Source organism: Burkholderia diffusa (assembly GCF_001718315.1).
Taxonomy (GTDB): domain Bacteria; phylum Pseudomonadota; class Gammaproteobacteria; order Burkholderiales; family Burkholderiaceae; genus Burkholderia; species Burkholderia diffusa_B.
Map to the genome: position 1 here is coordinate 2,943,775 of NZ_CP013362.1, position 19,853 is coordinate 2,963,627.

Genomic DNA, 19,853 nt, shown 5'->3' on the forward strand with positions numbered 1-19,853 from the left:
CGCGACCCGATGCCGCCCGCCCGCCCCACGCCCCGATGACCGCTCCCCACGACTCCGCAGCCTCGCCGTTCCCTTGCGCCCGCTTCATCAAGGAAATCGGCCGCGGCCCGCACGGCGCACGCGCGCTGTCCGCCGAAGACACGTTCGAGCTCTATCGCGCGATGCTCGACGCGCGCGTGTCGGACGTCGAACTCGGCGCGATCCTGATCGCCTATCGGCTGAAGGGTGAAAGCGCCGACGAACTGGCCGCGATGCTCGCCGCCGCACAGGCGTCGTTCGAACCCGTGCACGTGCAGGACGCCGCATTCCGCCCGGTGTCGATCCCGAGCTACAACGGCGCGCGCAAGCAGCCGAACCTGGTGCCGCTGCTCGCGTTGCTTCTCGCGCGTGAAGGCGTGCCGGTGCTCGTGCACGGCGTCGAGCGCGATCCGGGCCGCGTGACGAGCGCGGAGATCTTCTCTGCGCTGTCGATCGCGCCGTCGACATCGCACGACGCGATCGAGGACACGCTCGCGGAACGCCGCGTCGCGTTCGCGCCCATCGATGCGCTGGCGCCGCGCATCGCGCGTCTGCTGTCGCTGCGCGGCGTGCTCGGCGTGCGCAACTCGACGCACACGCTCGTGAAGATCCTGCAACCGTTCGCGCCGGCCGGGCTGCGGCTCGTCAACTACACGCATCCGCCGTACCGCGACAGCCTCGCGCAACTGTTCCGCGATCATCCGGACGCCGCACTCGGCGGCGCGCTGCTCGCGCGCGGCACCGAAGGCGAAGCGGTGGCCGACACGCGGCGCCAGGTGCAGGTCGACTGGCTGCACGACGGCGTGTGCGACACGCTGATCGAGCCCGAGCGCTCGTCGAGCGACGCGCCGCCCGTCGCGCTGCCCGAATCGCGCGACGCGGCAACCACAGCCGCGTGGACGGATGCCGTGCTGCGCGGTGAAATTCCAGTACCCGACACGCTTGCGCGGCAGGTCGCGACGATCGTGCGGATCGCCCGGCTCGCACCGTGATCGTGCATCCCGGCCCGGCACGCTGCCGCGTCGGGCTTTGAACCGACCATTTGACACGCGCACGCATCCTGGCATAGAGTTGTCGCCATGCGTTCCTTTCCGAACACCCTCCGAATTACCTCCGGCCGCCTAGCGCGGTCGCTATCGCTACGACTAGCCTAAGGCTGTCTTAGCGCCGTGTGCTGTCCGCACGGTCCCTCCCAGCAGTTCCTCGCAGCACCCTTCTCGCAGTTTTTGCAACCCGAAGTCGTCAGCATTCGTCCGTCTATCCGTCGGCCGATTCGCGAAGATCATCCGCATCCGCAGCGCGTTTGCCGCGCCACGGTGCGAGGCAGCGCCACCCGTCGCCCATGCCGCCCGTCTTCGCTCGCGACTTGAGACCCGAGGTCCAGAAGATGAAGCGCAACCCGCAAGACAAGTACCGTCCGTTCGAACCCGTCCGCATCAATGGCCGCCGCTGGCCGACCCGCACCATCGAGCGTGCGCCGGTCTGGATGAGCACCGACCTGCGCGACGGCAACCAGTCGCTGATCGAGCCGATGAGCATCGAACAGAAGCTGGAATTCTTCGACATGCTGGTCGCGATCGGTTTCAAGGAGATCGAAGTCGGTTTTCCGTCGGCGTCGCAAACCGACTTCGATTTCGTCCGCAAGCTGATCGACGACAAGCGCATTCCCGACGACGTGACGATCGAAGTGCTCGTGCAGTCGCGCGAAGACCTGATCGCGCGCACCTTTGATGCGCTCGAAGGCGTGCCGCGCGCGATCGTGCACCTGTATAACGCGATCTGCCCGTCGTTCCGGCGCATCGTGTTCGGGATGTCGAAGGACGACGTGAAGGCGCTTGCCGTCGAGGGTACGCGACTCATCAAGGAACACGCGGCGGCCCGCCCGGACACGCACTGGACCTACCAGTACTCGCCGGAAACCTTCAGCATGACCGAGCTGACGTTCGCGCGCGAAGTGTGCGATGCGGTCGCACAGGCGTGGCGGCCGACCCGCGATCACAAGATGATCGTCAACCTGCCGGCGACCGTCGAGGCCGCGAGCCCGAACGTGTTCGCCGACCAGATCGAGTGGATGGACCGCAACCTCGCCTATCGTGACAGCATCGTGCTGTCCGTGCATCCGCACAACGATCGCGGCACCGCGGTCGCTGCCGCCGAACTCGCACTGCTCGCGGGCGCCGATCGCATCGAAGGCTGTCTGTTCGGCAACGGCGAGCGCACCGGCAACGTCGATCTCGTCACGCTCGCGCTGAATCTCTATACGCAGGGCATCGATCCGGGCCTCGATTTCTCCGACATCGACGCGGTGCGCCGCGTGGTCGAGCGCTGCAACCAGATTCCGGTGCATCCGCGCCATCCGTACGCGGGCGACCTCGTGTTCACCGCGTTCTCGGGCTCGCACCAGGATGCGATCCGCAAGGGCTTCGCGCAGCAGCGCCCCGACGCGGTGTGGGAAGTGCCGTACCTGCCCATCGACCCGGCCGACCTCGGCCGCAGCTATGACGCGGTCATTCGCGTGAACAGCCAGTCCGGCAAGGGCGGCGCGACGTTCCTGCTCGAACGCGGGATGGGCTTCACGCCGACGCGGCGCGTGCAGATCGAATTCAGCCACGCGGTGCAGACGCTCGCCGATGCATCCGGTGAGGAAGTGACCGGCGACGCGATCTGCGCGCTGTTCGCCCGCGAATTCTTCGAGACCGACGGCCCGGCCGCGCGCCACGGCGACGCCGCACGCTGGCAGAACCGCGACATCGCGGGCACGCCGCCCACCGGTGCGTCACCCGAAGACATCGTGCAACGTACCGCCGCGGCCTTCGCGACGGCGGCCGGCGCGACGATCGACGTCGCCTCGTGCGAACACACGCGCACGACGGATGGGCGAATCGCCGTATCGGTCGGCTGCCGGGTCGGCGATGCGCCGCTGCGGCACGGCGTCGGAGTGCATGCCGACGCGGCGAGCGCCGCGCTCGATGCGGTCGTCAGCGCGATCAACCGCTCGGCCTGGCAGTGCGCCGACCGCCGTGCGGCGGCCTGACCGGCAGGTTTTCGTTTCCCGGTTCTAACGTCAGCGAGCGGTGCGTGACCGCTCGTGCGCCGCGCAATCCGCGCCGCACGGGCAATAAAAAAGCGGCCCAGGAGGCCGCTTCGGTCGGGACATGAAAAGGAGCGCGACGCGCGCTCATGTCTCGGTCGCGCACCGCGTCGCCTGCCACGCCAGCAGGCGCCACTGCCCCTGCTCATGGGTATGGACGGCGGTATAGGCGATCGGAAATACCAGCCCGCCGTTGTTCGTTTCCATCTCGATCAGCGCGCGCCCGGTGACGACGCAGGTTGCGTCGCCGACGGGCAGCAGGTCTTGCGACTGGATTTCGATCTGGCGATAGCGACGGCGGCCAGCGACGATGGCGTCGATGAACTGCTGCTTGGTTTCGCGTTTGCCGTTGGTGTGCACGAAGAACACTTTGTCCGACAATTGCGCGTCGAGCGCCTCGCCGTCCCCGTCGACCATCGCCCGGAACCGATCGCGCTCGAGTGCGCGAATCGCATCGACCACCTTCGCCATCGCCTGACTCCTCGGCAACGCGCCCGCCGTGCGCGGGCGTGCGGATCAGAAGTTGTACTGCACGTAGAACTGGTGGAAATTTATACCAGGATTCGGCTCTTTGATACCCGCGTTAGACACATGTTGAAAACGGTAGCCGAGCTGGTACTGTTGCCGTTCTCCGAACTGGGCACCGACACCGACGACGTCCACGAACTGGAACGACGTCGCCAGCGACAGCTTGTTGGAGATCGTCGGGGAAGTCAGGAAGCGGATGCCGGCACCGGCCTCGACGAACGGACGCACCTGGCCGGCGCTCTTGATGAAGCGGAACATCGGCGTCGCACCGAATTCGCCGATGTTGCCGTGAACATTGCCGCCCGTGTGCCAGTAGCTGGCGTGGCCTTCCATCACGAACGCGAAGTGCCAGCCGCCGATTTCCCACCAGTTCCAGCCCGGGTCCCACACGACGCCGAGATCGGCCTTGTCGATCCCGTGGCGATCCGAAAACCCGCCGCCCGCCTGGATTCCCCATCGATCCGCGAACGCGGCACCCGATCCGCCCAGCAGCGACGCCGCCAGCAGCGCATGCAGCGCCAGCCGACTACGGGACCGGCAATTCTTCTTATTGTTCATCAGACACTCCAACTTTGTGGGTTGAATGGGGCCTTGCCGCAACGGCCGGGCCCGAGCGAACTGAATGGTATGGTAAAGGACTTTTCGGATCGGCATCACGAAGCGAAATTGTTTGCTTCCAAAACTACAAAAATCGAAATCGTCTACCGATTACTATCAGAAACAACAGCTTACGGAACTTCCTCCAGCCAGCCCTGTCGCAAATTAGACTATCGATTCGACAAGTTCGATAGAGCATGGGGAACTTGGATGCCCGCGCCCCCTCTAAGGAATTAGCACTCGGATTACGGGAGTGCTAAGATGGACCCCGGAATCTCATCCGAGATCAAGGGTTTGTCCCTGATTCCAAAGGAGTTTTTTAGTGAGCCACGCCCTGACCCTTCCGAACACGCTGAGCCCGACGCCGGCCAAGGCCGAATCGGCAGGCTCGCTGGCGCTCGCGACTCAATCGATGTTGCCGGGCCAGCTTGGCAACATCGACGCGTATATCCAGGCCGTCAACCGGATCCCGCTCCTGACCGCCGAAGAGGAACGCCAGTACGCGACCGAATTCCGCGAAGACAACAACCTCGACTCGGCACGCCGCCTCGTGCTGTCGCACCTGCGCCTGGTCGTGTCGATCGCGCGCAACTATCTTGGCTACGGCCTGCCGCACGGCGATCTGATCCAGGAAGGCAACATCGGCCTGATGAAGGCTGTGAAGCGTTTCGACCCGGCGCAAAATGTGCGCCTGGTGTCGTATGCGATCCACTGGATCAAGGCCGAGATCCACGAATACATCCTGCGCAACTGGCGGATGGTGAAGGTCGCGACGACGAAGGCGCAGCGCAAGCTGTTCTTCAACCTGCGCAGCCACAAGAAGAGCATGCAGGCGATGACGCCCGAGGAAATCGACGGCCTCGCGCAGGAACTCAACGTCAAGCGCGAAGACGTGACCGAGATGGAAACGCGTCTGTCGGGCGGTGACATCGCGCTCGAAGGCCAGGTGGAAGACGGCGAGGAGTCGTACGCGCCGATCGCCTACCTGGCCGATTCGCACAACGAGCCTACCGCCGTGCTCGCCGCGCGTCAGCGCGACATGCTGCAGACGGACGGCATTGCACAGGCGCTCGAGGCGCTCGATGCGCGCAGCCGCCGGATCATCGAGGCGCGCTGGCTGAACGTCGACGACGACGGTTCGGGCGGCTCGACGCTGCACGATCTCGCGGCCGAGTTCGGCGTATCGGCGGAACGCATCCGCCAGATCGAAGCGAGCGCCATGAAGAAGATGCGCACGGCACTCGCCGAGTACGCCTGACTTCGCGATTTAGAGCGCTTCACCCAAAACCGCTGCCCGACCGGCAGCGGTTTTTTTTCGTCTGTCGTTTGGCTTCGATCATCTCTTATTAATCGACCTTATTGATCGGGTATCGCGCGAATTCCGGCCCCTTCCGCACAACCTTGATCTGCCTCAAGTTTCGACACGCGCTTCGCGACGGTCTGCCGCAGCGCAGCACTCGGCATCGGAAAGCCGGCATTTTAAAATTGGCATGTCGGCTTAAAAGGATTAAAACAGCTTAACTGCCGTCATAAATCCGACGTAGAGTCGCCCCAAAACCGATGTAAATCGATTCAGGATAATCGCCTTGATCTCGATCAATAAAGAGCCTGTGCCGCCTCCCCCGCAGGCCGCCGGCAGGATCGGCTGGCGCGCGCGCATTGCAGCGTGGGCCCGCGGACCAACCCTCGCCCGCGACATCACGCTGGTGCTGATCGTCAAGCTGATTCTCTTGATGTCGCTCAAATACGCATTCTTCAATCATCCGCAGGCTAAGCACATGTCGCTGCCGCCTGCCGCCGTCGCCGAGAAGCTGCTCTCGGTCCCGGCGCCTGCATCCACCGAGGGAGACCACCATGATAAGTAGCGAAGTCGTCGATCTGTCACGTCTGCAGTTCGGCATCACGGCGCTCTACCACTTCCTGTTCGTGCCACTGACGCTCGGGCTGTCCTGGCTGCTCGTCATCATGGAAGCCGTCTACGTGATGACCGGCAAGCAGGTCTACAAGGACATGACCCAGTTCTGGGGCAAGTTGTTCGGCATCAACTTTGCGATGGGCGTGACGACCGGCATCACGCTCGAATTCCAGTTCGGCACGAACTGGTCGTACTACTCGCACTACGTCGGCGACATCTTCGGTGTGCCGCTCGCGGTCGAAGGCCTGATGGCGTTCTTCCTCGAATCGACGTTCGTCGGCCTGTTCTTCTTCGGCTGGAACCGACTGTCGAAGGTCAAGCACCTGATCGTCACGTTCCTCGTCGCGCTGGGCTCGAACCTGTCCGCGCTTTGGATCCTCGTCGCGAACGGCTGGATGAACAATCCGGTCGGCGCAGAGTTCAACTACCAGACGATGCGCATGGAGATGACAAGCCTGTTCGACGTGCTGTTCAACCCGGTCGCCCAGGTGAAGTTCGTGCACACGGTATCGGCCGGCTACGTGTCGGCGGCGATGTTCGTGCTCGGCGTGTCGTCGTGGTATCTGCTGAAGAAACGCGACGTCGACTTCGCGCTGCGCTCGTTCGCGGTCGCGGCCGGCTTCGGCCTCGCGGCGACGCTCTGCGTGATCGTGCTCGGCGACGAATCGGGCTATACGACCGGCGAAGTGCAGAAGATGAAGCTCGCCGCGATCGAGTCCGAATGGGAAACGCAGCCGGCACCGGCATCGTTCACGCTGATCGGCATCCCGAACCAGGAAGAGCAGCGCACCGACTACGCGATCAAGATCCCGTACGCGCTCGGCCTGATCGCGACGCGCTCGATCGACGAACCGGTGATCGGCCTGCGCGAGCTCGCGAAGCACAGCGAGGAGCATATCCAGAGCGGGATGGTGGCCTACGGCGCACTGCAGAAGATCAAGCAGGGCGACACGAGCGAGGCGACCCGCGCATTGTTCGACCAGCACAAGCAGTATCTCGGCTACGGGCTGATGCTCAAGCAGTTCACGCCGAACGTGACCGACGCGACGCCCGACCAGATCAAGGCCGCCGCGAAGAAGACGATCCCGCCGGTCGCGCCCGTGTTCTTCTCGTTCCGGATCATGGTCGCCCTCGGCTTCCTGTTCGTCGCGACGTTCGTTGCCGCGTTCTGGTTCTGCGCGCGCCGCGAACTGCTGCAGGACAACCGCCGCTGGTTCCTGCGCTATGCGTTGTGGGCGATCCCGCTGCCGTGGATCGCGATCGAATTCGGCTGGATCGTCGCCGAGCTCGGCCGCCAGCCGTGGACGATCGCCGGCGTGCTGCCGACGCACCTGTCCGCGTCGAGCCTGCAGCCGAGCGACCTGTACCTGAGTCTCGCCGGCTTCGTCCTGTTCTATACCGCGCTGTTCGTCATCGAAATCAAGCTGATGTTCAAGTACGCGCGCCTCGGCCCGTCGTCGCTGCATACCGGCCGCTATCACCACGAACTCGCCGCAGCCAGCGAGCGTGCCGCGGTTTGAGCACGCATCCGCAACGGAACAAGGAATCGCTATGGACTACGCAACTCTCAAGCTGATCTGGTGGCTGCTCGTCGGCGTGCTGCTGATCGGCTTCGCCGTCACCGACGGCTTCGACATGGGCGCGACCGCGCTGCTGCCGTTCCTCGGCAAGACCGACGAGGAACGCCGCATCATCGTCAACACGGTCGGCGCGACATGGGAAGGCAACCAGGTGTGGCTGATCACGGCCGGCGGCGCAATGTTCGCCGCCTGGCCGCTCGTCTATGCCGCATCGTTCTCCGGCTTCTACTTCGCGATGCTGCTCGTGCTGTTCGCGCTGTTCTTCCGGCCGGTCGGCTTCGACTATCGCAGCAAGCGGCCCGACCCGCGCTGGCGCGCAGGCTGGGACTGGGGCCTGTTCGTCGGCGGCTTCGTGCCGGCGCTGGTGTTCGGCGTCGCGTTCGGCAACCTGCTGCAAGGCGTGCCGTTCAAGTTCGACAGCGACCTGCGCGTGACCTACTACGGCGGCTTCTGGGCGCTGCTGAACCCGTTCGCGCTGCTCTGCGGGCTCGTCAGCCTCACGATGCTGGTCGCGCACGGCGCCGCGTTCATCAAGATGAAGACCGACGGCGTGATCGCACGCCGCGCGTCGATCGCGCTGCGCGTGTCGGCGCTCCTCGCGGTCGTGCTGTTCGTGCTGGCCGGCGTGCTGATCGCGTCGACCATCGGCGGCTTCCACATCACGCACGCCGCGCCGACCGACACGGTAGCGAACCCGCTGCTCAAGGACGTCGCCGCCGGCTCGGGCCTCTGGCTCGCGAATTACGGCGAGTATCCGTGGATGATGGCGGCACCGGTCGTCGGGATCGCGGGCGGCCTGCTCGCGCTGCTGCTCGCCGGCTCGAAGCAGGAAAAGACGGCGTTCTTCTGCACCGGCCTGATGATCGCCGGCGTGATCCTGACCGCGGGCTTCTCGATGTTCCCGTTCATCATGCCGTCGTCGCTCGACCCGCGCAGCAGCCTGACCGTGTGGGATTCGACATCGAGCCACATGACGCTGCAGGTGATGCTGTTCGCGGTGATCGTGTTCCTGCCGATCGTCCTGCTCTATACGGGCTGGGTGTATCGCGTGATGCGCGGCAAGGTCACGCATCAATCGCTCGAAGAGAACAAGCACTCGATGTACTGAACCCGGCCGGGGCGCCCACGCGCCCCTCGCCCACCGTTTCACAAGGAGTCGGATCATGTGGTATTTCAGCTGGATTCTCGGTATCGGCGTCGCGCTGTCGTTCGGCATCGTCAACGCGATGTGGCTCGAAGCACGGCAGAAGCCGCAGGAAGCGCCGGTGCGCGTACGCCGCGACTGACCGCGCGCGGTAGGCGGCTCGCACCGCCCCTGCCGTCCGAAACGAACCTCGCATCACGCGAGGTTTTTTTTCGTCCCTGCCATCGGCGCACCCGCGATTCCTCGATGCCAATTTAGCGCCAGATTGATACCACTTGAATACCAATCAAAGGTTTCATAAGATCGTTGGACACGGTCGCCGACAGGCCGAATTCATCTGGTGGGGGAGACATGCGAATCCCTTGTGTGGTGCGCGCTCGCGCGCCGAATTGCCACGCGTGTGCGGCAGCGACCGCTGTTGCGATCGTGCGCGGTCGGTCGAGCGCGGCCTGCCGCGGCCGCATCGTTGCCGCGCCGATTGCCGTGCGCAGCCGATGAGCACGCGTACGCCGCCCTGCCGATCCGATCGGCACGCATGCCCGCCTCCCGTTCCGTAACGCACGCCCCGCGTGCCGAATGCGCGCGGTGCGGCCGCATCGCTCCGTGCGCGGGTATCTCCCGCAGCTCCATTGAAAGACCCGATCGCAGCGACGTCGCTTCCACGACGCCGCTACGCCCATTTTTTCTCAGGAGTTCGAATGAAAAGCACGTTTCCTTCCCTGTTGACCGGCTTGCTGATCGCCGCTCTGCTACCCGCAGCGAGTTGTGCCGAGCCTGCTCGGATGTCCGCTGGAGCGAGCGCTGGCGCGGCCCGGCCGGCCACGCAGCCAGCCGACCTTGCGACGCTGCTGTCGAACGGCCTCGCGCTGCGCGTCGCCGTCGACAACAACCACGCGGCCGCGGCCGGCGTGCCGTGCGCCGATCTCGGCGCCGACGGGGCGGCCTGCGCGGCCGGCCGCCTGATCCTGCAGAACCGCGGTCATCAGACGATCGCCGACGGCGGCTGGAAGCTGTACCTGCACAGCATCCGCCGGCTGCTGCGGATCGATCGCCCGGGCTTCGCGCTGCGGCGGCTCACCGGCGACCTGTACGAGCTGACGCCGCAGCCGGGCTCGATGCGGCTTGCACCCGGCGAACGCATCGAACTGCCGTTCGTCGCCGAATACTGGCTGATGCGCTACAGCGACGTGATTCCGCGCCCGTATGTCGTCGTCGACGGCGCACCGCCCGCCGTGCTCCGCTACAACGACACCGACGACGAGCTCCGCTATGTCGAATCGCTGCCGGCCGACGCGCAGAACAATTCGACCGGCAACGCGCCGCCCGTGGCGGCACGCCCCGACGCGAGCCGCGCACTGCCGAGCGTGAAGCGCGAACAGCCGCTGCCCGGCACGCTGGACCTGCGCGGTGTCGAGCTTGCGCTGCCGGACCTGCCGGATGCGCAGGTCGCGGCGCTGCGCGAACGTGCGGCGACGCTCGGGCTCGATGGCGCGCGCGTGCCGGTCCGCGGCGCAGTCGCACCGCGCCGGCTGCCGGCCGACATCGCGGTGCCGGGCGGGTACCGGCTCGCAATCGGGCCGCGCGGCGTGCTGATCGAAGGCTACGATCGCGCGGGCCTCTACTACGGCGTGCAGACATTCTATTCGCTCGCGCCCGCTGGCGGCGGCCCGATCCCGTCGATGCTCGTCGAGGATGCGCCGCGCTTCACGCATCGCGGAATGCACGTCGACCTCGCGCGCAACTTCAAGCACACGGCGACGCTGCGCCGCCTGATCGACCAGATGAGCGCGTACAAGCTGAATCGCCTGCACCTGCATCTGTCCGATGACGAAGGCTGGCGCATCGAGATACCCGGCCTGCCCGAGCTGACCGAAATCGGCTCGCGCCGCTGTCACGATCCGAGCGAGACGCGCTGCCTGCTGCCGCAACTCGGCTCGGGGCCGGACAACCGCTCAGGCGGCGGCTATCTGACGCGCGACGACTACGTGGCGCTCGTTCGCTACGCAGCTGCCCGGTTCGTCACGATCATCCCCGAGATCGACATGCCCGCACACGCGCGCGCGGCCGTCGTGACGATGGAGGCGCGCTACCGGCGGCTGCATGCGGCCGGCCGCGAGCAGGAAGCGAACGCCTACCGGCTGCTCGATCCGCAGGACACGACGAACCTGACGACGGTGCAGTTCTACGACCGGCGCAGCGACCTGAACCCGTGCGTGCCGGGCGCGCTCAATTTCGCGTCGAAGGTGATCCGCGAGATCGCGGCAATGCATGCGGACGCGCAGGCGCCGCTGCATACCTGGCACTACGGCGGCGACGAAGCGAAGAACATCTTCCTCGGCGCGGGCTTCCAGCCGCTGAACGGCACCGACCCGAACAAGGGGCGCATCGATGTCGCCGCGCAGGACAAGCCGTGGGCGCGTTCACCCGCGTGCACGGCGCTGCTCCAGCGCGGCGAGATCAAGTCGACCGACGAGTTGCCGACGCGTTTCGCGAAACAGGTGAGCGCGGCGGTCGCCGCGAACGGGATCGACACGATGGCCGCGTGGCAGGACGGCATCAAGCATGCAAACGGGCCGCAGGACTTCAGCACGCGTCACGTGATGGTGTCGCTGTGGGACACGATCTTCTGGGGCGCGTCGGACAGCGCGCGCGACCTGAGCAGCAAGGGCTACCTGACGGTGCTCGCGCTGCCCGACTACCTGTACTTCGACTTCCCGTACACGCTCAATCCGCGCGAGCGCGGCTACTACTGGGGCTCGCACGCGACGGACGAGTACAAGGTGTTCTCGTTCGCGCCCGAGAACCTGCCGCAGAACGCGGAAGTGATGGGCGATCGTGACGGCAACGCGTTCGAGGTGACCGGCACGGGCCCCGCGCCGCGTATCGAAGGCATGCAGGGGCAAGCGTGGGGCGAGGTGATGCGCAACGACACGTTCCTCGAATACATGGTCTATCCGCGGCTGCTCGCGCTCGCCGAACGCGCGTGGCACCGGGCCGAGTGGGAGCTGCCGTATGCGGCCGGCGTGCGGTTCAAGCGCGGCGACACGCATCACGTCGACCTGGCCGCGCTGCAGCGCGACTGGGCTGGCTTCGCGACGCTGCTCACGCAGCGCGAATTGCCGAAGCTCGACCGGGCCGGCATCGGCTACCGGAAGCCGACCTTCACGTTGACGAACCCGTGAACGATTGAGCGGTTGCCGATCCACGCAAGCGGTGCGCGTTGCGGACGAATGCACGCACACCCGCCCGCCCAAGAAAAAACGGCTTGCGACGCGTCGCAAGCCGTTTTCGCTTTACCGACCGGCGGCGCGGACCCGCCATGCGGATCGGGCCTGCCTCATCGCATCGTGCCGGATCAGGCCGGTTGCGCGGCCGCCCCGCCGCCCGTCGACGTCAGGCGCGCGCCGAGCTGTTCGGCATAGCGTGCCGCCGCATTGCCGCAGACGATGTGGAACGTGTCCGGCGACACCCATGCGACATCGAGCGCGCCGAGTCGATCGCGATCGACCGCCGATGCGTCACGCACGACGACGCGCAGGCGCGTGGTCGCGATCGCGTCGAGCGAGGCGACGTTGGTCGCCCCGCCGAACACCGCGAGCCAGCGCAGCGGATCGGGATCGAGCGGACCGGCCGCCGCACCGGTGACAGGCTGAGCTGCGGCGGCCGTGGCCGTCACGGCGGCACCGGTCGCGCCGCTGCCGATCGCCGAGCGCATCTCGTCGGCGATGATGTCGGCCTCCGGCCCGATGATCACCTGCACGCTATTGCCGCCCCGCTTGAGCACGCCGCGCGCGCCGATCGACTTCAGCTCCGGCTCCGACACCTTCTCCGGATCGACGACGGTCAGGCGCAGGCGCGTCGTGCAGGCGTCCACGACGGTCAGGTTGCCGGCGCCGCCGAGCGCGGCGATGTAGCGTTGCGCACGTGGTGCTGCCGCCGCGGCGCCAGCCGCCGGCGCGACGAAGCCGCCCGATGCGTACGACTCGGCCGCCGCATCGGCCGAGGCCGGCTCGCGGCCCGGCGTCGCCATGTTGAACTTGCGGATGAAGAAGCGGAACAGCCCGTAATACGCGATGCCGTATGCGATACCGAGCGGCACCGCGATCCAGCCCTTCGTCGACAGCCCGTAGTTCAGCACGTAGTCGATCGCGCCGGCCGAGAACGTGAAGCCGAGCTTCACGCCAAGGATCTGGCAGATCGCGAGCGACAGCCCCGTGAGCACCGCGTGGATCACGTACAGCACCGGCGCGAGGAACATGAAGCTGAATTCGATCGGCTCGGTCACGCCGGTGAGGAACGACGTGAGCGCCATCGAGAACAGCAGGCCGCCGACCATCGCGCGGCGCTCCTTCGGCGCTTCGTGCAGCATCGCGAGACACGCGGCCGGCAGGCCGAACATCATGATCGGAAAGAAGCCCGCCATGAAGGTGCCCGCGGTCGGGTCGCCCGCAAAGAAGCGGTGCAGGTCGCCGTGCACGAGCTCGCCGCCGGCCGGCGGCGTGAAGTTGCCGAATACGAACCACGCGAGCGAGTTGATGATGTGGTGCAGGCCTGTGACGAGCAGCAGGCGGTTCAGGAAGCCGAACACGAACGCACCGATCGCGCCCGCCGTCGTCAGCCACTGGCCGGCCGCGTCGATCGCATGCTGGATCGGCTGCCACACGTAACCGAACACGATGCCGAGTATCACGCACGCGAGCCCGGTGATGATCGGCACGAACCGCTTGCCGCCGAAGAACGCGAGGTAGTCGGGCAGCTTGATGTCCTTGTAGCGGTTGTACAGCAGGCCCGCGACCACGCCCGCGATGATCCCGGACAGCACGCCCATGTTCAGCTTGGGATCGATGTCCTTCATGATCGCGGTTTCGATCAGGTAACCGATCGCGCCCGCGAGTGCCGCCACGCCGTTGTTGTCCTTCGCGAAACCAACCGCCACGCCGATCGCGAACAGAAGCGGCAGGTTGTCGAAGATCGCGCCGCCGGCGTCGGCGATCATCTTGATGTTGAACACGTCCGGCTGTCCGAGCCGCAGCAGGATGCCGGCGACCGGCAACACCGCGATCGGCAGCATCAGCGCCCGGCCCAGGCCCTGTATCTTCAGAAACGGATTCCCGTCCATTCAGTCCTCCAATCCATGTCTCGTCGTTAATCGTCGTTGACCTAATTGCTTGCGTGGTGAAACGCTCGCGCGCCCGCCGTCGACGTTCAGTCGAGCGGCCAGACCTCGCGGCTTGCTGCCCTTACCGCCTGTGCCGAGTCGAGTGCGAGCAGATCCTGCGCACGCTGGCGACACAGCTGGTAATCGAGACGGCGCACGCGCGCCTTGATGCCCGGCACCGACACCGGATCGACCGACAGTTCGGTCACGCCGAGGCCGACGAGGATCGGCACCGCGAGCGGATCGCCGCCGAGCGCGCCGCACACGCCGACCCACTTGCCGTGCTTCGCCGCGCCGCGCACCGCGATGTCGATCAGGCGCAGCACGGCCGGATGCAGGCCGTCGGACTGCGCGGCGAGATCGGCCTGGCAGCGGTCCATCGCGAGCGTGTATTGCGTCAGGTCGTTGGTGCCGACCGACAGGAAATCCGCGTGCTGCGCGAGCTGGTCGGCGAGCAGCGCCGCCGACGGCACTTCGATCATCACGCCGACCTCGATCGGCTCGGTGCGCCCCTGCGCACGCGCGAATTCGTCGATACGCGCGCGCAGCCGCACGAGCTCGCCCGCATCCGTCACCATCGGCAGCAGGATCCGCACCGCGCCGAACGGCTTCACCGCGAGCAGGCCCTGCAGCTGATCGTCGAGCAGATCCGGGCGCACCTGCGCGAGGCGAATGCCGCGCAGGCCGAGCGCCGGATTCGGTTCGGGCGGCAGCGTCAGATAGTCGACTTCCTTGTCGGCGCCGACATCGAGCGTGCGAATGATCGCGGTGCGGCCCTGCAGCGCGTCGACGATCGACTGGTAGCTCTGCTGGTGCTCGACGACGCTCGGCGCGGCCTGGCGGTGGATGAACATCAGCTCGGTGCGCAGCAGGCCGACCGCATCCGCGCCGTTGTCGACCGCGGTGTTCGCGTCGTCGAGCGTCGCGATGTTCGCGGCGACCTCGATCGCGCGGCCGTCGGTGGTCGCGGCGGCGGCGCCGGCCATCTGCCGGTTCGCTTCGCGCACGCCATCCAGGCGCTGGCGTTCGTGGCGCGCGCGTTCGACGTCGAGCGCGGTCGGCGCGTGTTCGAGACGGCCCGCGCTCGCATCGACGACGACCTGCGTGCCGTCCGGAATCGCGTACAGCGCATCGCCGACCGCGACGAGCGCCGGAATGCCGAGCTGGCGCGCGATGATCGCCGCATGCGACGTCGCGCCGCCGCGCGCCATCACGAGCGCGGTCACGCGCTGGCGGTCGAGCGACGACAGGTCCGACGGCGTGAACTCCTCGGCGGCGAGCACGGCTTCGTCGGGCAACGTGCGCGTCGCGCCGCTCGTGTGGCCGAGCGCGCGCAGCACGCGCTTCTCGATGTCGCGGAGATCCGCCGCGCGCTCGGCAAGCAGTGCGTCGTCGAGCTTCGACAGCGTGTCGATCTGCGCGCGGATCGTCGCGCGCCATGCGAAGCCCGCGCTCTTGCCGAGGCTGATCTGGTCGCGCGCCGCATCGACCAGCGTCGGGTCTTCGAGCAAAACGCGATGCACCGCGAAGATCCCCGCCTCGCCGACCGCGCCGCGCGCCGATGCGTTGCGCACCGTTTCGCCGAGTTCGGCGTCGACCGCCGTCAGCGCCTGGTCGAGCCGGCGGCTTTCCGACGCGGGCGTGCCGGTCGCCTGTTCGGGCGGCACGATGTCCGCATCGTCGAGACGCACCAGCGTGCCGACCGCGATGCCGGGTGCCGCGCACACGCCCGCGAGCGTGTTCGGATCGAGTGTTGCGCCGGGATTGCGCACGATCGGCTGCGGTGCGGGCGACTTCAGCCGTGCCGGCTTTTCCTCGACCTCGCCATGCGCTTCGCGCAGCAGCTCACGCTCGATCGCATCGACGGCTTGCTGCGCGTGCGCACCGCGGCCGACCAGTTCGATCGTCGCGCCTTCGCCGGCGCCGAGGCCGAGCAGGCCGACCACGCTTGCGATCGACGCCTTGCGGCCGTCGAAATGCACGTCGACATGGGCGTCGAGCCCGTGCGCGGCTTCGCGCGCCCGCGCGGCCGGGCGCGCATGCAGGCCACCGGGCTGCGTCAGCACGACCTCGCGGCGCACTTCATTCATCGCCGCCTCGCCGGTCTGCGCCGCCTGCACGGCGGCGTCGCCCTTGACGCGCAGCGTCAGCAGCGGCGTCTCGCCGGCCGTCGCGAAACCGCTCGCGCGCTCGACGACGTCGAACGCGTCGGAGTTCGCGATCGCGATCACCGAGACCAGCGAATGCGCGCTGCGCGCGACCGCGTCCTGGTCGAACTCGATCAGCAAATCGCCCGCCGCGACACGCGCGCCGGCTTCGACGCGCGCGGCGAAGCCCTGCCCGTTCAGCTCGACGGTGTCGATGCCGATGTGCAGCAGCACTTCCGCGCCTTGCGGCGTCGTGATCGTCACGGCATGACCGGTGCGCGCGAGATGCGACACGACGCCGGCGCACGGCGCGACGAGCCGGCCCGCGAGCGGATCGATGCCGATGCCGTCGCCGAACATCCCGCCGGAGAACACCGGATCGGGCACATCGGCCAGCGCGACGATCGGCCCGGTCAAGGGACTGAGCAGGACGATCTGATCATGGGTGGAACTCTTCAACTGGGACTCCTCGGCGCGTCTCATCGGCTGTCTCGGCTATCAGTGCGTTTCGGTGACTTTGTTCAGATGGCGCGGCGTGTCGGGATTGCGGCCGCGCGCGGCGGCGAGATCCGCCGCCATCACGTAGAACGAAAGAATGGCGGCGATCGGATCGAGCGCCGAATGGGCGGACCGCGCGAGCGGCAAGGTCGCGCCGGGCGTGCCGGCGGGCGCCGCGAGCAGCACGGCCGCGCCACGTGCGCGCATGTCCTGCGCGAGCTGCAGCAGCCCGGCCTGCTCCGGCCCCGGCAGCGCGAACACGAGCAGCGGATAGTCGCGATCGATCAGCTCCATCGGGCCGTGACGGACTTCGGCGCTCGAGAATGCCTCCGCCTGGATGCCGGAGGTTTCCTTCAGTTTCAGCGCGGCTTCCTGCGCGATCGCAAGCCCGAGCCCGCGGCCGATCACGATCATCCGCTCGATGCCCGCGAGCGCGGCGACTGCCGGCGACCAGTCGAGCCGGCCGGCCTGCGCGAGCACGTCGGGCAGGCCGCGCAATGCCGTCAGCAGCGTGGTGTCGCGCTGCCAGTGCGCGACGATCTGCGCGGACAGCGACAGCATCGCGATGTAGCTCTTGGTCGCGGCAACCGACAGTTCGGGGCCGGCCATGAGCGGCAGCTGGTGCTCGCACGCGTCGGCGAGCGGCGACGGCAGCACGTTGACGGCGGCGACGGTGCGCGCGCCGGCTTCGCGCAGCGCGGCCATCGTGTTCACGAGATCGGGGCTCTTGCCCGACTGGGAAAACGCGATCGCAAGCTGGTCCTGCACCTTCAGCGGCGCTTGCTGCAGCGTCGCGACCGACATCGGCAGCGACGCGACGGGCACGCCGAGGCGGCTCATCGTCAGGCTCGCGAAATAGCTGGCGGCGTGATCCGAGCTGCCGCGCGCGACCGTCAGCGCGACGGCCGGCGGATGATCGAGCAATTGGCCGGCGAGCGCTTCGACGCGCGTGGTGTCGGCGAGTTGCGCGGCGACGACCTGGGCGGACTCGCGCGCTTCCTTAAGCATATTCGACAATCGATTCTCCTTCGACGTAAGTCGCGGTGAGGTTCAGGTCGCGATCGAACACGGCGAGGTCGGCCCACGCGCCGCGCTCGAGGCGGCCGCGGTCGGCGATGCCGAGGTAATCGGCCGCGTAGCGCGACATCCGGTTCGACACGTCGGCGATCGGCAGGCCGAGCGACACGAGGTTGCGCAACGCCTGGTCCATCGTCAGCGTGGAACCGGCAAGCGTGCCGTCGGCAAGCCGCACGCCGCCGAGGCACTTGGTCACGTGCTGGCTGCCGAGCCGGTATTCGCCGTCGGGCATGCCGGTGGCGGACGTGCTGTCGGTCACGACATACAGGCGCGGAATCGCGCGCAGCGCAGCACGAATTGCGCCCGGGTGCACGTGCAGCAGGTCGGGGATGATTTCCGCGTATTCGGCATGCGCGAGTGCGGCGCCCACCAGCCCCGGGTTGCGGTGATGCAGCGGCGACATCGCGTTGAACAGATGCGTGAAGCCGCACGCGCCGTGCTTGAGCGCGGCGACGGCATCGTCGTAGGTCGCGAGCGAGTGGCCGAGCTGCACGCGCACGCCGCGCGCGGCCATCTCGCCGATGATCTCGATGTGGCCGGCGATTTCCGGCGCGAGCGTGACGACGCGGATCGGCGCGATCGACAGGTACTTCAGCACTTCGTCGAGCACGGCCGACACGGCCGCGTCCGGCTGCGCGCCGAGCTTGCCGGGGTTGATGTACGGCCCCTCGAGATGCACGCCGAGCACGCGCGCGCCGCCGGGCGTGCGGGTGCGCGCGACGGTGCCGAGATTCGCGACGACCTGCATCAGTTCGTCGCGCGGCGCGGTCATCGTCGTCGCGAGCAGGCTCGTCGTGCCGAATTGCGCGTGCGTGCGCGCGATCGTCTCGATCGCGTCGCCGCCTTCCATCACGTCGGCGCCGCCGCCGCCGTGCACGTGCAGGTCGATGAAGCCGGGGAGGATGTACGGCGCGTCGTTCTTCGCGGGATCGGCGGGCGTGCCGTCGAGCGTGGTGATGCGGCCGTTCTCGCTGTCGAGCGAGCCGTGAATCCAGCCGTCGGGGGTCAGGATGTTTCCAGTCAGCATGACGTTTCTCTTGATGATCTGGTGACGCGGACATCCGCGTCGCGATTTGCAAATCCGTTGTGCTTCGGTGCGCTCCGCTGCGCGTGGCGCGCGGGCAGTCTCGCGCGTCAGCGTTTCAGTTCGGCGACGAAGTCGTAATAGTCGTCGCGGCAATACGTTTCGGACACTTCGATCGCACGCTGATCGGCACCGTAGCCGATGCGCGTGATCACGAGCAGGGCCGAGCCCGGCTTCACCGACATCCACTTCGCGATCTCGTGCGTCGCGTTCGCCGCGCGAAAATGCTGCAGCGCGCGCACGACGGTCATCCCGCGCGCGTCGAGGTATTCGTACAACGACGCGCCGAGCGCCTGCGGATCAGGCACCACCGCAGCCGGCAGCGTCGAATGCTCGACGGCCATCACGATGCCGTCCGCGCGGCGCAGCCGCTCGAGCCGCGCGACCGTCGCGCCTGGCGCGAGGCCGAGACGCGTGATCTCGTCGCGGCTCGCGGTGCGCAGCGTGCGCGACAGCCACACCGAATCGGGCACGAACCCGCGCTGCTGCATCTTCGCGGTGAAGCCGACGAGACGCGACAGCGGATCGGCAACGCGCGGCGTGATGAAGCTGCCTGCCCCGCGCGCCCGCTTGATCAGCCCCTGCTCGACCAGCAGCGCGAGCGCACGGCGGGCCGTGATCCGCGATACGCCGACCGACCCCGACAGCAGCCGCTCCGACGGCAGCGCCTCGCCGGCCCGCCACTCGCCGGCGTGAATCGCGCTCGCCAGGTTGCGGGCGAGCTGCAGATACAGCGGCGTGTCGTCGAGGGGATCGGGCGCCAGTTCGGGCCAGCCGGTTTCCATGTGCCTCCGGGTGTCGGACGACGATCTCGGACCGTCGAAAGTGAACGCATTATATAACCACCATAATACCAGTCAACGAACTGGTATTAGCGACGCGAAAATCGCCGCGAGCCTTGCCTGGCAAGTGTTTTAGTTCCAACAAACCCTTTGTTTACAATGCGATGCGAGATAGGGATTTACCCGGATTGGTATGCAAGGGGACAGTTCCCGTGCCGGATTTGCCAGGTTTGA

The 19,853-nt window shown here is 67.1% G+C and carries 15 protein-coding genes; 8 read left to right on the forward strand and 7 right to left on the reverse strand.

The features are described from left to right. Window positions 1-35: 35 nt before the first annotated feature. Both ybiB and leuA read left to right on the forward strand, forming a co-directional pair. Window positions 36-1,010, forward strand: a complete 975-nt coding sequence (gene ybiB, locus WI26_RS13575; protein WP_059464476.1) for a DNA-binding protein YbiB — start codon at window positions 36-38, stop codon at window positions 1,008-1,010. Window positions 1,011-1,405: 395 nt separating this feature from the next. Further along, complete coding sequence (gene leuA, locus WI26_RS13580) at window positions 1,406-3,052, forward strand: 2-isopropylmalate synthase (RefSeq protein WP_069226177.1); 1,647 nt, start codon at window positions 1,406-1,408, stop codon at window positions 3,050-3,052. 144 nt (window positions 3,053-3,196) lie between these two features. Here the strand turns inward: leuA and WI26_RS13585 are convergent, their stop codons facing one another. After that, window positions 3,197-3,580 (reverse strand): nuclear transport factor 2 family protein, encoded by a 384-nt coding sequence (locus tag WI26_RS13585; protein ID WP_059464474.1) that lies wholly within the window; start codon window positions 3,578-3,580, stop codon window positions 3,197-3,199. A 45-nt stretch (window positions 3,581-3,625) separates the two neighbouring features. Next, window positions 3,626-4,195, reverse strand: coding sequence for an acyloxyacyl hydrolase (locus WI26_RS13590; protein WP_059595630.1), 570 nt, complete (start codon window positions 4,193-4,195; stop codon window positions 3,626-3,628). Window positions 4,196-4,556: 361 nt separating this feature from the next. On the opposite strand from WI26_RS13590, the gene rpoH reads away from it, so the two are divergent. From rpoH to WI26_RS13620, 6 genes are all read left to right on the forward strand, one after another. Beyond that, window positions 4,557-5,492: an RNA polymerase sigma factor RpoH gene (rpoH, locus tag WI26_RS13595; RefSeq protein WP_059464472.1), complete on the forward strand. Its 936-nt coding sequence runs from the start codon at window positions 4,557-4,559 to the stop codon at window positions 5,490-5,492. A gap of 328 nt (window positions 5,493-5,820) precedes the next feature. Beyond that, window positions 5,821-6,099: a cytochrome oxidase putative small subunit CydP gene (gene cydP, locus WI26_RS13600; RefSeq protein ID WP_069226178.1), complete on the forward strand. Its 279-nt coding sequence runs from the start codon at window positions 5,821-5,823 to the stop codon at window positions 6,097-6,099. Next, window positions 6,089-7,669 (forward strand): cytochrome ubiquinol oxidase subunit I, encoded by a 1,581-nt coding sequence (locus WI26_RS13605; protein WP_069226179.1) that lies wholly within the window; start codon window positions 6,089-6,091, stop codon window positions 7,667-7,669. Before cydP ends, WI26_RS13605 begins: the two co-directional genes overlap by 11 nt. A gap of 31 nt (window positions 7,670-7,700) precedes the next feature. Beyond that, on the forward strand, window positions 7,701-8,837 hold the full coding sequence (gene cydB, locus WI26_RS13610) for a cytochrome d ubiquinol oxidase subunit II (protein ID WP_059464469.1): 1,137 nt from the start codon (window positions 7,701-7,703) through the stop codon (window positions 8,835-8,837). A gap of 55 nt (window positions 8,838-8,892) precedes the next feature. Next, window positions 8,893-9,015 (forward strand): cytochrome bd-I oxidase subunit CydX, encoded by a 123-nt coding sequence (gene cydX, locus WI26_RS13615; protein ID WP_069226180.1) that lies wholly within the window; start codon window positions 8,893-8,895, stop codon window positions 9,013-9,015. Window positions 9,016-9,571: 556 nt separating this feature from the next. Further along, window positions 9,572-12,055, forward strand: a complete 2,484-nt coding sequence (locus WI26_RS13620) for a family 20 glycosylhydrolase (RefSeq protein WP_069226181.1) — start codon at window positions 9,572-9,574, stop codon at window positions 12,053-12,055. Window positions 12,056-12,228: 173 nt separating this feature from the next. Here the strand turns inward: WI26_RS13620 and nagE are convergent, their stop codons facing one another. From nagE to WI26_RS13645, 5 genes are all read right to left on the reverse strand, one after another. Beyond that, window positions 12,229-13,992: an N-acetylglucosamine-specific PTS transporter subunit IIBC gene (gene nagE / locus WI26_RS13625; protein WP_059464467.1), complete on the reverse strand. Its 1,764-nt coding sequence runs from the start codon at window positions 13,990-13,992 to the stop codon at window positions 12,229-12,231. 86 nt (window positions 13,993-14,078) lie between these two features. Further along, window positions 14,079-16,661 (reverse strand): phosphoenolpyruvate--protein phosphotransferase, encoded by a 2,583-nt coding sequence (ptsP, locus tag WI26_RS13630; protein ID WP_069226182.1) that lies wholly within the window; start codon window positions 16,659-16,661, stop codon window positions 14,079-14,081. A 15-nt stretch (window positions 16,662-16,676) separates the two neighbouring features. Beyond that, window positions 16,677-17,684 carry an SIS domain-containing protein gene (locus WI26_RS13635; protein WP_069226183.1) on the reverse strand — a complete coding sequence of 336 codons (1,008 nt, stop codon included), beginning with the start codon at window positions 17,682-17,684 and terminating at the stop codon, window positions 16,677-16,679. Then, on the reverse strand, window positions 17,677-18,780 hold the full coding sequence (nagA, locus tag WI26_RS13640) for an N-acetylglucosamine-6-phosphate deacetylase (RefSeq protein WP_059464464.1): 1,104 nt from the start codon (window positions 18,778-18,780) through the stop codon (window positions 17,677-17,679). The genes WI26_RS13635 and nagA overlap by 8 nt, the downstream gene beginning before the upstream one ends. A 107-nt stretch (window positions 18,781-18,887) precedes the next feature. Next, on the reverse strand, window positions 18,888-19,622 hold the full coding sequence (locus WI26_RS13645; RefSeq protein WP_069226184.1) for a GntR family transcriptional regulator: 735 nt from the start codon (window positions 19,620-19,622) through the stop codon (window positions 18,888-18,890). Window positions 19,623-19,853: the final 231 nt, after the last annotated feature.

Excerpts from the sequence above, each read along its gene's own strand:
- nagE (WP_059464467.1), bottom strand. The coding sequence starts at position 13,992 with ATGGACGGGAATCCGTTTCTGAAGATACAGGGCCTGGGCCGGGCGCTG.
- WI26_RS13590 (WP_059595630.1), bottom strand. The coding sequence starts at position 4,195 with ATGAACAATAAGAAGAATTGCCGGTCCCGTAGTCGGCTGGCGCTGCAT.
- nagA (WP_059464464.1), bottom strand. The coding sequence starts at position 18,780 with ATGCTGACTGGAAACATCCTGACCCCCGACGGCTGGATTCACGGCTCG.
- WI26_RS13645 (WP_069226184.1), bottom strand. The coding sequence starts at position 19,622 with ATGGAAACCGGCTGGCCCGAACTGGCGCCCGATCCCCTCGACGACACG.
- WI26_RS13605 (WP_069226179.1), top strand. The coding sequence starts at position 6,089 with ATGATAAGTAGCGAAGTCGTCGATCTGTCACGTCTGCAGTTCGGCATC.
- leuA (WP_069226177.1), top strand. The coding sequence starts at position 1,406 with ATGAAGCGCAACCCGCAAGACAAGTACCGTCCGTTCGAACCCGTCCGC.
- cydX (WP_069226180.1), top strand. The coding sequence starts at position 8,893 with ATGTGGTATTTCAGCTGGATTCTCGGTATCGGCGTCGCGCTGTCGTTC.
- WI26_RS13620 (WP_069226181.1), top strand. The coding sequence starts at position 9,572 with ATGAAAAGCACGTTTCCTTCCCTGTTGACCGGCTTGCTGATCGCCGCT.
- WI26_RS13635 (WP_069226183.1), bottom strand. The coding sequence starts at position 17,684 with ATGCTTAAGGAAGCGCGCGAGTCCGCCCAGGTCGTCGCCGCGCAACTC.
- cydB (WP_059464469.1), top strand. The coding sequence starts at position 7,701 with ATGGACTACGCAACTCTCAAGCTGATCTGGTGGCTGCTCGTCGGCGTG.
- ptsP (WP_069226182.1), bottom strand. The coding sequence starts at position 16,661 with ATGAGACGCGCCGAGGAGTCCCAGTTGAAGAGTTCCACCCATGATCAG.
- WI26_RS13585 (WP_059464474.1), bottom strand. The coding sequence starts at position 3,580 with ATGGCGAAGGTGGTCGATGCGATTCGCGCACTCGAGCGCGATCGGTTC.
- ybiB (WP_059464476.1), top strand. The coding sequence starts at position 36 with ATGACCGCTCCCCACGACTCCGCAGCCTCGCCGTTCCCTTGCGCCCGC.